Consider the following 12,120-nt stretch of genomic DNA (forward strand, 5'->3'; position numbering starts at 1 on the left):
TTCGAACCGCGGTCTTAAATAACATTCGCGTCGAGCTCGCGCCATTGCCCGGGGGCCAGCCCCTCCAATCCCCAAGGTCCTATTCGAATCCGCACTAGGCGCAGCGTGGGCAAGCCGACAGCGGCGGTCATTCTGCGCACCTGCCGGTTGCGGCCTTCGCGTATCGTCAATTCCAACCAAGCGGTCGGAATGCTCTTGCGAAACCTTACCGGCGGATTGCGAGGCCAGATGTCCGGCTCATCGATCAAGCGGGCCTGGGCCGGCTGCGTCGGCCCGTCCTTCAGCAAAATTCCCCGACGCAAGCACTGCAGCTGCTCAGAGCTCGGCTGGCCTTCTACTTGAACCCAGTAAGTCTTGGCCAATTTGTACCGGGGATCCGAGATGCGCGCCTGCAGGCGGCCGTCATTGGTCAGCAGAAGCAGGCCTTCGCTATCCCGATCCAGGCGTCCGGCGGGATAGACGCCGGCAACGTCGACAAAATCCTTGAGTGTGGCGCGCCCTTGGTCATCGCTGAACTGGGCCAGGACTTCGAAGGGCTTGTTCAACATCAAGAGCCTGGGTTTGGCGGGCGCGGCTTGGCGCATCGGCCGGGCTTGACCGGGCTTCGGATGAGTTTGATGCTTGAAGCTCATGGGACCGCAAGCGCAGGCGCCGCTTCTGCCGATTTATTCACCCGGCGCCCACAAGCGAGTCTTCGCGTCTTTCTCGTAGGCCATGCCGTCCGGATAAGAGATCAATTCCACATACGCTCCCCAGGGTGTCAGCACATAGTTGATCGATTCGCCGGCGGCCGGGCCTTCTTCAAGCTTGAGCGGCCCCATGAAGGTCTTCAGCCCAAGGGCCTTGGCCTTCTCTACCGCCGCGTTGATGTCTTCGACATAGAAGGCGATGTGGAAACCGCCGTAATCGCTGTTGTGCGGCATCTTGGTGTTTTGGTCCGGCGCACTATATTGAAATAGTTCAATATTCGAACCTTGGCCGCAGCGCATCATTGCGATCTGTTTGATGATGGCGCGCGGATGGACATCGACCAGATCCTCCATGAAAGATCCTTTATCGTCGCTGAAGGGCCCAAAGCGCATCGCTTCCTCGCACCCCAGCACATCACGAAAAAACGTGATTCCTTGTTCAATATCGGGCACGGTGAAGCCGATGTGATCGATGCCGCGCACACCGGGAATCCCTTTGTCCTGGGCCGCGCCGGCGCTTGCCGCACACAAGATCAATGCGGCGCAAGCCGCAGCCATGGTGAGTTTTTTCATGAATTGTCTCCTTGGTCCGGGCGATGGAGCGACACTGCCTGACTTGAATATTCAAAACCGCCAATGGCGGGCGGATCGCTTTGACAATATATACCCGGGCAAGGCCTTCCACCATAGTGACTGGACATGAATACGCCGGCGGGCGTTTGGACAGTGAACCGGGCAATGGATGGATCAAGTAGTTCCCGCTATACCAAATTTTGGTAAGATCGGTATTATTGCCCTTGCTGGAAGGAGCCTTTTATGGCGCGTAATACGTCCATCTCTTTGGGGGATCACTTTGTGGAATTCGTCGACAGCCAAATATCATCTGGACGCTATGGCTCGGCCAGCGAGGTGGTACGGGCAGGCCTGCGCCTGCTCGAATCCCACGAAAACCAGGTTCGCGCACTGCAAGAGGCTTTAAAAGCAGGTGAAGACTCCGGCGCCGCCGTCCCTCTTGATGCGGAGTCTTTCCTGAAGCGGATGCGCGCCTCGCATGTCCGCTAAAAGAACGCCAAATCAAACTAAGGCCCCTGGCCGAAGCCGACCTGGAGCAGATCTGGCTCTACACTTTCAAGCGCTGGCCTCTTGAGCAAGCCGATAAATATGTACGCGACCTTGTCGCCACAATGGAGGACCTCGCAGGCGATGCCAAAACCGGCCGCATATGCAGTGTCCGGGAAGGGTATTGTCAGTACGCAGTCGGTTCCCACATTGTGTTCTACCGCGTGACATCCGACGCGTTGGACGTTACACGGATTTTGCATCGGCGCATGGATGTCGAGAGGCATCTGTAAGCCGCCCTGTACTCGATAGGCCACAGGCTAGAGATGTAATCGGCCGGCCACACTCTACTCGCACGCAAACCAACGACGAAACCAACAATAAAGACACTCTGCCCAGCGATTAGCCGAGTCTACTGGGCAGATGAGCTAGCGTATCGTGACGCGATGCATTCTCCGCGCGGCCGGATGATAATCATTGACCGCATAATGCTGTGTTGCAATGTTGTCCCACACGGCCACCGAACCCTTGCGCCACCTGAATCGCACCTGCCATTCGGGGACCTTAGCCAAACCGCTCAAGTATGCCAGCCAGTGGGCGCTTTCGTCGCGACTCATGCCGTTGATATAGGTTGTATATATAGAGTTTACGAAGAGCTGCTTGCGTCCGGTGACCGGATGCGGCAAGACCACGGGTTGATCGATAGGAGGATGCTTGATGCGCAGCTCTTGGTAGCGCTGCATACCGTTTTCTTGGTCCATCACGCTCCGCATCACTTCGGGCGCCTCCCAGCTATGAACCGCCGTCATTCCATCCAGGTATTTCTGGATGGCCGGATTTAACGACTCGAAAGCCGTTGTCATGCTCGCCCACATCGTGTCGCCTCCCGCCTCGGGCACGTCGACAGCATATAGGCAAGTGGCTGCAGGCGGCTTGTGCTGCCATGTTAAGTCGGCATGCCAGACGTCGGTGCCGGTTTTTTTTCCTTTACTGATGAGCAGTTCTAAATAAGCATTATCCGGGTGCACGGGAAAAGTGGACGCGACAGGAAGCACTTCACCAAATGTTCGAGCAAATTCCACTTGAGCGTCAGGCGTCAAGTCCTGATCGCGAAAAAATAACACCTGACGCTCAGCCAAAGCATCCCGCAGTACCTGAGCATGCCTGGAAACGGCGGCGCTGTCCGATAGATCCAAATCTCGTACTTCCGAGCCAATCGATGGCGTCATATGTTCAATCAACATGTTTTTTCCTACAGGGCTATTCAACAAACTGGTTGGTGTATACATCTGAGAGAGGCATCCGCTTCTCGAGCAAGCCTTCTTTTAGATAGAAGTCCTGTAATGCCCGCAAGCGCTCCTCATCCATTTGGCCAAGCACCTGCTGGCCCGGGTAGACATTCTTGGCGTATGCCATGATGACTTCAGAAACGTAAGACTCTCTACCCACATAGCTGGGCACCACCTGTATGAATTCCTTGGCGAGCGCCTCCGGGTCGTCCATGATGTCTTTCATGGCGCGCAAAGTGGCGGACACTATTTTTTTCACTAAGTCCGGACGGTCTTTTATCACTTGATCGGAAGCGACGATTGCCTGAGCCAGGCCGGGAAAGTAATCTTCCGCGTAGAACACCTTTACGTTAGCGCCCGCCTCCACCGCGGAGGCCATACTGTCGGGCACGGCGATCATGGCGTCCGCGTCACCGGTGGAGAATAGTTTCCATATCCCGTTGGGCCCGGCCGCTTGAATGTTCATGTCGCCCTTCTTAACACCGTACTGCGCCATCATGCCGAGAAAGTTGTAGTAGACCGAATCGGTATAAGAGCTGGTCGTAATGGTTTTGCCTTTCAGGTCTTTGGGCGTTTGAATTGCTTCGTTGTCCGCCGAGACGACCACCCGCATCAAAGAACGCCCTCCCAACATTGCTACCACTTTGATGGGCACGCCGTTCGCGCGCAGGAACAGCGGCGCGTCGCCAACGGAGCTGCCTGCAATGGCAATTCCAGCGCCTACCTGCTTGGCTACTTGAACCGCGCCGCCATTGGCGGCCATCAAATTGACCTTTAAGCCCTCATCCGCGTAATAGCCGCGGGATTGCGCAATAACCCACGGAGCAAAGGCCGGCAATGTAGGCGGCGCAGGGGTAAGCACCATGACCTCTTCTACAGCGCCGGATGTTTCCTCTGCGCCGGCGGTGAGCGGCACGGTCAGTGCGGCGGCGGTCAGAAGGGCTATTGCCCATGACGGCCGGCGATAAAACGCTTCGATCATTCTTGTCTCCTATTTCTCGATCCACACTCAAAGTGGGTTATCTCAAATTTCTTAAACGCTGTTTAAGAATTTGAGATCATTATAGGAAGCTGGCCTTTCACAAGTCAATTAAAAATTAAACGTCGTTTAAGAAAAATCTGCCGCTCTAAAGTAGAATCACGTTAAACGAGAGACGACATGCCCATGACGAAAGCGAACCCAAGCCCGGCGAATACCCAGGAAAGTGATATTTATTTGGCAGTCGCGCTAGCGCGCGGCTTGCGGACGCTGCATCTACTGGCCGAGGCAAGAACCCCGCTGCCCCTGGCAGAAATTAGCCGCCGCCTGAATCTGACGCGCGGCGTGGCTTTTCGCCTGGTTCATACGTTGGAGGTAGAAGGCTATATCGAACGCGTGGACCAAGTGCCGAACTATCGACCTGCGGCAAAAGTCATGTCGCTGGGATTCTCGTATCTACGTACTTTGGGGCTCCCCGAGCTTGCCCGCGTAGAGCTCGAGCAACTGCGAAGCACTGCAGCCGCATCGGTTCATCTCGCCGTATTGGACAAGCGTGAAGTGGTTTATGTGTCCAGGCTGCCCGCCAAAGAAGGAGGGGTCGACTATTTGGAAATCGGCGACCGCTCCCCGGCCCATGCGTCGGCAATTGGGCTGGCCATGCTTTCGCAGCTTTCATCCACGGAACTGAACGCGCTGTTCGAACCGGATGCGCTCGTTACCACTGGTACGGACATCGATCTGCCTGATCTGTTGGATCAGTTGTCCGAGATCCAAAGAAAGGGTTATGCCAGTTCAGTCGGAGCCTTGCACCCGAACGTACTGGCAATCGCGGCGCCCATCCTGGATGCAGCCGGCATGTTGGCAGGCGCCGTCAGCATCACGACCCTGGAGCCCGACGCACAGAGCAATGAACCTCTGTTATCTGGTTATGTAATCGCCGCGGCGCGGCAGATTTCGGAAAAATTGGGGTTCACCACCTCGCCGTAGTTCCAGACGACCGTATAACGTGGAGAGACTCGCATGCGATGTCAAAACAGGCCGCAGGCAGTATGCGGGAGCCGGAAACACAGCTTCCTAAGAATAGATACGCCCCATAAAAAGGCCAAATTAGATAAAATGGATAAAATAGGCCTTTTACGGAGAACATGATGTCTGCTCAATTCGAAGCTCTTTCCCAGTTGCCGACGGCGCCCGCCTCGACCATTAAACGCGAGGGCTGGAAGGGCGTCATGCGCTCGCTAAGCGGCGTGGGCCGGCTGGTGGTCACCAATCACAATGAGCCAGAGGCCGTCATCCTGTCTACCCAGGAATACGACAGGCTCATCAAAGCCGCCCGCTCCGCTGCCAATGCGGTCAATGATCCGTTGCAAGCGCTCCGGGATCGGTTCGATGCCCGACTGGCAACGCTTGATTCGCCTGATGCCGGGCATCGGCTACGAGACCTCATGGCCAATCCCGGAGTATTGGGCGGTACGGTCAAGGCCGGGGAAACCTATTGATGCCGGACAGGCCTGTCTTGTATGTGCTGGCGGGCGTCAACGGCGCCGGCAAGAGCTCCATCGGCGGCCATTTGCTGACCCAAGCAGGCCTGGCCTGGTACAACCCCGATGATTTCGCCAGGGCACTGGCGTCCGATTACGGGGTTGCCCAAGAACAGGCCAATATAGAAGCCTGGCAAGAGAGTGTGCGTCGGTTGCGGCAGGCCATTGCCAGGCGCAGCTCGTTTGCGTTCGAGACCACACTGGGAGGACAGAGCATCACGCAGTATTTGCTGCAAGCATGCGAAACACATGACGTCATGATCTGGTATTGCGGGCTGCGCGATCCGCAGCTTCATCTCGATCGCATCAGGCTGCGTGTCCGGCAAGGCGGTCACGACATCCCAGAAGCCAAGGTGCATCAGCGCTGGACGTCTTCCTTGAAAAACCTGATTGTCCTGATGCCGTCGTTAACGCATCTGCGCGTGTACGACAACAGTATCCACTATGAACCAGGAACGGCAATCGGCGAGCCGACGCTGCTCCTGGAAATGTGCGCGGTCAAGCGCCTTTATCCAGCAACACTTGCCGAAGCCGCCGATACGCCGGAATGGGCCAAGCCGGTGCTTGAAGTAGCCTTTGAGCTGGATCCGGGAGCATCGCTGTAATGACCCGCAAGGTTCAGTCACCCAGGAAACTTTCCACGGCCTGAGCCAGCTTTCCTGGCTGCTCCAGGTGAACCATGTGCCCGCATTCATTAATGCGCAGCCGCTTCAGGGTCTTTAGCCTGCCCAGGCGCGCTTCGAATTCTTCCCGCGAATAGCGTTCGGAACTCAGCGGAGTTTGTTCCGGTTTGTCCCCTTCCACCCATAGCACGCTGGCTTGAATGTTTTCCCAGGCTGCAAGCACCTCATCACAGCGGTAAAGTATCGGGTTCACGCGTTTGTGCACCGCATCCGCCATCACGTGCCAGCGCCCGTCTGCTTTGCATTCAGCCCATTCCCCCGCGAGCCACAGGGCAAACCCTTCTTCCATGTGGGGGCTGCGTTTCATCAGGTGGACCGCGACCTCTTGCACGCTGGCAAATGTGCGTATCGAAACCGGCGTCTTCAGTTCTGAAAGCCAGCGGGCCAGCCTGCCCGGCGCGTCAGAAGGTGATGTTCGTGCCAGCCCGAACCCTTCGACATTGATCAGGCGCTGAATACGCCCGGGGCACGTTCCCGCATAAATCATCGCGATATTGCCGCCCATGCTGTGACCCAGAAGGTCAATCGGCGCATTCGGCGAGATATGGTCAATGACCGCGTCGAGATCAGCGTAATAATCGTAGAACCAGTAACTGTCGCTGGGCCGCGCCGCCCTGCTTCCTCCAAAGCCCCGCCAGTCAATGGCAACAACCTCGCGCGCGGTGCTCAACGTATCGACGAAACGCTGAAAAGAGGCGCCCACATCCATCCAGCCATGCGCAAGAAGAAGCGGCGGTGCGCGCACCGCCGCTCTATCTTGTGCCGGCCAGCGGCGAAGGCGATACGACACATCATTTCTGATCTGAATTTGCTCGATCGTGCTGGCCCTGTGCGGAGTATAGGAGGCTGTTGTGCTCATGCAGTCATGTTAACCCTTCACAATAAAAGCCTGCCCCCTACTCCACCGTCACACTCTTGGCCAGGTTCCGCGGCTTGTCCACATCAGTCCCCCGCGCGCACGCCGTGTGATAAGCCAGCAACTGCAGCGGTATCGTATGCAGCAGCGGCGACAGCTTGCCGTAGTGCTCGGGCATGCGAATGACGTGCATGCCTTCTTCGCTGGTGATCCTGGTGTCGGCGTCGGCGAACACGTACAGCTCGCCGCCGCGGGCGCGCACTTCCTGCATGTTGGACTTGAGCTTTTCCAGCAGTTCGTCGCGCGGGGCGATGGTGACGACGGGCATGTGCTCGGTGACCAGGGCCAGGGGGCCGTGCTTGAGTTCGCCGGCGGGATAGGCTTCGGCGTGGATGTAGCTGATTTCCTTGAGCTTGAGGGCGCCCTCGAGGGCGATGGGGTAGTGCATGCCGCGTCCCAGGAACAGGGCGTTTTCCTTGGCGGCGAAGCGGTCGGCCCAGGCCATGATCTGGGGCTCGAGGGCCAGCACGGCCTGTATGGCGACGGGCAGGTGGCGCAGGGCCTTCAGGCCTTCGGCCTCCTGCTCGTCGGTGAGCCGCCCTTTGGTCTCGGCCAGGGCCAGGGTCAACAGGTACAAGGCGGTAAGCTGGGTGGTGAAGGCCTTGGTGGAGGCGACGCCGATCTCGACGCCGGCGCGGGTGATGTAGTTGAGCTTGCATTCGCGCACCATGGCGCTGGTGGAGACGTTGCAGATGGTCAGGGTCTGCTCCATGCCCAGGCTGCGGGCGTGCTTGAGCGCGGCCAGGGTGTCCGCGGTTTCGCCCGATTGCGAAATGGTCACCACCAGGCTGCGCGGGTTGGGCACGCTGTCGCGATAGCGGTATTCGCTGGCGATTTCGACGTTGACGGGTATCTTGGCGATGGACTCGATCCAGTACTTGGCGGTCAAGCCGGCGTAGTAGCTGGTGCCGCAGGCCAGGATCAGCAGGTTGTCGATTTCCTTGAAGACCTTGTAGGCGTCGTCGCCGAACAGCTCGGGGGTGATGGATTCGATGTCCTGCAGGGTGTCGCCCACGGCACGAGGCTGTTCGAAGATCTCTTTCTGCATGTAGTGGCGATAAGGCCCCAGCTCGGCGGCGGCGGTGTGCGAATGCACGGTGTGCACGGCGCGCTCGACCTGGCGTCCTTCGGCGTCGACGATCCAGACGCGCGCCAGCTGCAGGTCGACCACGTCGCCGTCCTCCAGATAGATGATCTGGTCGGTGGTGCCGGCCAGCGCCAGGGCGTCGGAGGCCAGGAAGTTCTCGTCCCGGCCGCGTCCGACCACCAGCGGCGAGCCTTGGCGCGCGCCGACGACGCGGTGGGGTTCGTCGCGGCAGAAGACGGCGATGGCATAGGCGCCTTCAAGGCGCTGCGTGGCCTGCCGCACGGCGGCGAAAAGGTCGCCGTCGTAGCAGTGGTCGATCAGGTGGGCGATGACTTCGGTGTCGGTCTGGCTTTCGAACTCGTACCCGGCGGCGCGCAGCTCGCTGCGCAGTTCGTCGTGGTTCTCGATGATGCCGTTGTGGACCAGCGCGATGCGCGGCTCGCCGCGGCCCTGGCCCGAGAAATGGGGATGGGCGTTGTGGGTGGCCGGCGCGCCATGGGTGGCCCAGCGGGTATGGGCGATGCCGGTGAAGCCGGCGAGCTTCTCTTGCTGGATTTCGCGCTCGAGCTCGGCCACGCGCTGGGTGCTGCGCGTACGGCGCAGCCCGCCGTCGGCGTACACCGCCACGCCGCAGGAATCGTAGCCGCGGTATTCGAGGCGCTTGAGGCCCTCGACCAGAATGGGGGTTACATCACGCTGCGCGACTGCGCCGACGATTCCACACATAGCTTTGAACTCCTGAAATTTGCACAACAAAGGCTATTGTGCTCAAGCAAGCGGGAAATAAGATTTCTTATTTTTATGCGAAATGCATTTTTATTTCGGGATGTGTGGCATACTTAATTAACTTTCACATAATCGCCGATATTTTAATATATGGAAAACTCGCTGGATGATTTGGACCGGCGCATTCTCGAGCAGTTGCAGACGGACAGCGCCATCACCAACCAGGAATTGGCGCAGCGTGTGCATGCTTCGCCCCCCACCTGCCTGCGTCGCGTGCGCCGCCTGCATGAGACGGGAGTGATAGAAAAACAGGTCGCCATCGTCAATCCGCAAAAGCTGGGCAATACGCTGACCGCCATCATCGAAGTGACGCTGGACGTGCAAACCGCCGAAGCCTTGCACGCTTTCGAAGAAAGGGCGGTGGCCGAGCCGGCCATTCTGCAGTGCTACAGGGTGTCGCAAGGGCCGGACTTCGTCTTGATCGCGCAAGTGGCGGACATGCCCGCGTACCACGACATGGCGCACCGCGCCTTCACGTCCGACGCCAATGTGCGCAACGTGCGTACGTTCTTTTCCATTCATCGCAGCAAGTTCGAGACACGCACGCCGGTTACGGCCGCCGCCGAACAAAACCGCTAGCAGCAGCGGCGGCGGGCGGTGCCGCGCGGCCCGGCCGGCTTCAGCCCCTGGCTTCGAAGCGCGTCAACACCGCCTGATAGGCGTCCAGATAACGGTGCGCCATGCGGCGCGGGTCGTGCTGTTCGAGCACGAAGGCATGCGCCTTCTGGACCATCTCGCTGCGCAGCGCGGCGTCGCCCAATACGCGCCCCATGGCCCGGGCCAGTTCCTCGTGGTCGCCCACCTCGCACAGCAGGCCCCGGCCGTCGCCCAGCACTTCGGCCAGCCCCCCCGCATTGGTGGACACGACCGGCACGGAATACAGGAAAGCGTCCAGCACGCTGGTGCCCAGCGCTTCGTGGGTCGAGGCCAATACAAAGACGTCCATCAAGCGATAGATGTCTTCCACGCCTTGCTGAAAGCCGGCAAAAAGGTAGCAGTCCTGCACGCCCAATTGAGCCGCCAGGCTGCGCGCCGCCTGCTCGGCGTCCCCTCCCGCGCCCAGGTGCAGGAAGACGAAATCGTTCCGGGTCCGGCGCAGGGCATGGACCGCGCGCACCAGCGTGCAGGGGTCTTTCTCGCGCGTCAGGGCGGCAACCGTGGCGATTACCTTGCGCCCCTGCAGGTCGAATTGTGCGGAGAAGGCGCGCGCCCGGTCGATATCGAAGGGCCTGGCCTCGATGGCGCTGGGAATCACGGCCACCGGCAGTCCCAGCCGGCGCGGCTCGGCGGCCGCTGCTTCGCTGATGGCGGCCAGCAGGTCGGCGCGCCGCCACTTCCAGCGGGTCTTGTCCTGTTTCTTGTCGGAGACGGGAAAGGCGGTGCGCCGGGTAAAGATGATGGGCCGGCGCAAGATGGGCTTGAGCAGCGCCAGCCAGGTCAGGGTGTTGGCGGTCTGCGCATGCAGAATGTCGTACCGGCGGGCGATGCCGAGCAGCCTGCCGCACAGTGAAAAAGCGTTCTCCGCCTCGTGAACCTCAAAGCCCTCGTCCCGGGCGGCGCGCGCCAAGGGTTCGCCGCGGCGCGCCAACAGGGCTGCATGATGGCCCGCGGCGCGAAAGTGCCGCAGGCACAACAGCGTCTGGCGCTCGCCTCCCCGCCAGCCCCGCTCGAAGTTCAGTTGCAGTATGCGCATGGCCGATTTCAAAGCTCGCTGTCCGGCACCGGACTGAAATAACGGACGATGTTGACCACCAGGGCACCCAGGGCGCAAAGCGCCGAAATCACGATGGCAAGCGTGGCGCCATGCGCCACACTGAGATTGAAGGCGATGGCGACCAGGGCCGTGCCCAGGCTCTGGCCGAACACCCGCGTCGTCGCCTGCAAGGCGCCGGCGGCGCCGCTGCGGCGACGAGGCCCGCCGGTGAGCAGCGCGCGGTTGTTGGGGCTTTGGAAAAAACCGAAGCCCACGCCGCCCATCAGCATGGCCGCCGCGTACCACGCGAAATCCGCATCGACGGCCAGCACGCTGATCCAGCCCAGCCCCGCCGCCATGCATGCAGCGCCGATGGCGCACAGCACCGCGACCCTGAAGCGGTCCGACAAGAAGCCGGAGAGGGGTGCCATAGCCGCCGTGCCGAACGACCACACGCCCAACAATATGCCGACGTCGGAATAACTATAGTTCACGACGTTGAGGTAATAAAAGGGCAGCGCCACGAAGGAGCTCATCTGCGAGGCAAAGGAAAAAGCCGAGGCGCCCACCGCGAACGCCACGGGCTTGATGCGCAGCAGGTCGATCGGCACCAGCGGCGCGGTCTGGTCCCATGAGCGGCGCACGAGCGCCACGGCGCATGCGCTGGCAACAGCCAGAAAGAGCAAGGCTTTCCAGGGAGCGTGCACCAGCATGTCCAGGCCGCTGATGAACAGGCCCAGGGCCAGCACGCTGAGTATGCAGCTGATCCAGTCGAAAGGCCTCTTGATGCGCGGCATGTCGGGCAGGAAGCGCGCTCCGAACGCCGCCGCGACACACAGGGGCACGTAGGAAATGAAGATCCACTGCCAGTCGGCGTATTGCAGGATGAATGCGCCGATGCTGGGGCCGATGACCATGGTCGAGCCGACCATGAGCGAGTTCAGGCTGATGCCGAAGCCCATCATGCGCATGGGGTAGGTGTTGCGCACCAGCCCGCCGAACAGACACATCAGCATGGAGGTGCCCACCGCCTGGCAAATGCGTGACAGCAGCAGGCCCATGAAGGTGGTGGAGAGCGCGCACGCAATGGCCGAGAACATGCACACCAGGACGCCCAGCAGATACATGCGCTGCGAGCCGAGGCGCTCGCTGATCACCGAAAACGGCAGCAGGGTCACGACCACCACCAGGCTGTAGGCGATGACCAGCCAGACTACCAGGCCCGGGTCGATGCCGAGGTCTTTGGCCATGGTGGGCAGGGCCACGTTGACCATGGTCATGTCCAGCGAACTGAACAGGATGCCGACAAGTATGGTCGCTACCGCCCAGTAACGCCGGGGCGCCTCGAGGCCGTCCGGATGGGAGGCCTCGCGCGGCTGCTGCTCGGTCGATTGCACG

General features: G+C 60.1%; 14 protein-coding genes. 6 read left to right on the plus strand and 8 right to left on the minus strand.

Going from position 1 to position 12,120, the window contains the following annotated elements; all coding sequences use genetic code 11:
• Positions 1-14: 14 nt before the first annotated feature.
• Together CSC67_RS02835 and CSC67_RS02840 are read right to left on the minus strand one after the other, a co-directional pair.
• A complete protein-coding gene (locus tag CSC67_RS02835) occupies positions 15-632 on the minus strand; it encodes a pseudouridine synthase (RefSeq protein WP_118992982.1) in 618 nt (205 codons plus the stop codon).
• Between the two features lie 33 nt (positions 633-665).
• Positions 666-1,313 (minus strand): VOC family protein, encoded by a 648-nt coding sequence (locus CSC67_RS02840; RefSeq protein ID WP_280812609.1) that lies wholly within the window; start codon positions 1,311-1,313, stop codon positions 666-668.
• Between the two features lie 192 nt (positions 1,314-1,505).
• Between CSC67_RS02840 and CSC67_RS02845 the strand changes: the two genes are divergently transcribed.
• Both CSC67_RS02845 and CSC67_RS02850 read left to right on the plus strand, forming a co-directional pair.
• Positions 1,506-1,751, plus strand: a complete 246-nt coding sequence (locus CSC67_RS02845; RefSeq protein ID WP_118992984.1) for a type II toxin-antitoxin system ParD family antitoxin — start codon at positions 1,506-1,508, stop codon at positions 1,749-1,751.
• 50 nt (positions 1,752-1,801) lie between these two features.
• On the plus strand, positions 1,802-2,041 hold the full coding sequence (locus tag CSC67_RS02850) for a type II toxin-antitoxin system RelE/ParE family toxin (protein WP_245220112.1): 240 nt from the start codon (positions 1,802-1,804) through the stop codon (positions 2,039-2,041).
• A gap of 135 nt (positions 2,042-2,176) precedes the next feature.
• Here CSC67_RS02850 and CSC67_RS02855 read toward each other — a convergent pair whose 3' ends face one another.
• Positions 2,177-2,992: a TauD/TfdA dioxygenase family protein gene (locus CSC67_RS02855; RefSeq protein WP_118992986.1), complete on the minus strand. Its 816-nt coding sequence runs from the start codon at positions 2,990-2,992 to the stop codon at positions 2,177-2,179.
• 16 nt (positions 2,993-3,008) lie between these two features.
• Positions 3,009-4,019 (minus strand): ABC transporter substrate-binding protein, encoded by a 1,011-nt coding sequence (locus tag CSC67_RS02860; protein ID WP_118992987.1) that lies wholly within the window; start codon positions 4,017-4,019, stop codon positions 3,009-3,011.
• A gap of 183 nt (positions 4,020-4,202) precedes the next feature.
• Here CSC67_RS02860 and CSC67_RS02865 point away from each other — a divergent pair, with 183 nt between their 5' ends.
• The 3 genes from CSC67_RS02865 (at position 4,203) to CSC67_RS02875 (ending at position 6,162) form a co-directional block, all read left to right on the plus strand.
• On the plus strand, positions 4,203-5,003 hold the full coding sequence (locus tag CSC67_RS02865; protein WP_167752732.1) for an IclR family transcriptional regulator: 801 nt from the start codon (positions 4,203-4,205) through the stop codon (positions 5,001-5,003).
• Positions 5,004-5,161: 158 nt separating this feature from the next.
• Positions 5,162-5,515, plus strand: coding sequence for a type II toxin-antitoxin system prevent-host-death family antitoxin (locus CSC67_RS02870; protein WP_118992989.1), 354 nt, complete (start codon positions 5,162-5,164; stop codon positions 5,513-5,515).
• Positions 5,515-6,162 carry an ATPase gene (locus tag CSC67_RS02875; RefSeq protein WP_118992990.1) on the plus strand — a complete coding sequence of 216 codons (648 nt, stop codon included), beginning with the start codon at positions 5,515-5,517 and terminating at the stop codon, positions 6,160-6,162. The genes CSC67_RS02870 and CSC67_RS02875 overlap by 1 nt, the downstream gene beginning before the upstream one ends.
• 13 nt (positions 6,163-6,175) lie before the next feature.
• Here the strand turns inward: CSC67_RS02875 and CSC67_RS02880 are convergent, their stop codons facing one another.
• Together CSC67_RS02880 and glmS are read right to left on the minus strand one after the other, a co-directional pair.
• Positions 6,176-7,099 (minus strand): alpha/beta fold hydrolase, encoded by a 924-nt coding sequence (locus CSC67_RS02880; protein ID WP_118992991.1) that lies wholly within the window; start codon positions 7,097-7,099, stop codon positions 6,176-6,178.
• A 37-nt stretch (positions 7,100-7,136) separates the two neighbouring features.
• A complete protein-coding gene (gene glmS / locus CSC67_RS02885; RefSeq protein WP_118992992.1) occupies positions 7,137-8,969 on the minus strand; it encodes a glutamine--fructose-6-phosphate transaminase (isomerizing) in 1,833 nt (610 codons plus the stop codon).
• A gap of 150 nt (positions 8,970-9,119) precedes the next feature.
• On the opposite strand from glmS, the gene CSC67_RS02890 reads away from it, so the two are divergent.
• A complete protein-coding gene (locus CSC67_RS02890; RefSeq protein WP_118992993.1) occupies positions 9,120-9,608 on the plus strand; it encodes an Lrp/AsnC family transcriptional regulator in 489 nt (162 codons plus the stop codon).
• Between the two features lie 40 nt (positions 9,609-9,648).
• Here CSC67_RS02890 and CSC67_RS02895 read toward each other — a convergent pair whose 3' ends face one another.
• Together CSC67_RS02895 and CSC67_RS02900 are read right to left on the minus strand one after the other, a co-directional pair.
• Complete coding sequence (locus CSC67_RS02895; RefSeq protein WP_118993187.1) at positions 9,649-10,722, minus strand: glycosyltransferase family 4 protein; 1,074 nt, start codon at positions 10,720-10,722, stop codon at positions 9,649-9,651.
• 8 nt (positions 10,723-10,730) lie between these two features.
• Positions 10,731-12,119: an MFS transporter gene (locus CSC67_RS02900; RefSeq protein WP_118992994.1), complete on the minus strand. Its 1,389-nt coding sequence runs from the start codon at positions 12,117-12,119 to the stop codon at positions 10,731-10,733.
• Position 12,120 lies beyond the last annotated feature (1 nt).

This window comes from Pusillimonas caeni (genome assembly GCF_003545815.1).
Taxonomy (GTDB): Bacteria; Pseudomonadota; Gammaproteobacteria; order Burkholderiales; family Burkholderiaceae_B; genus Pusillimonas; species Pusillimonas caeni.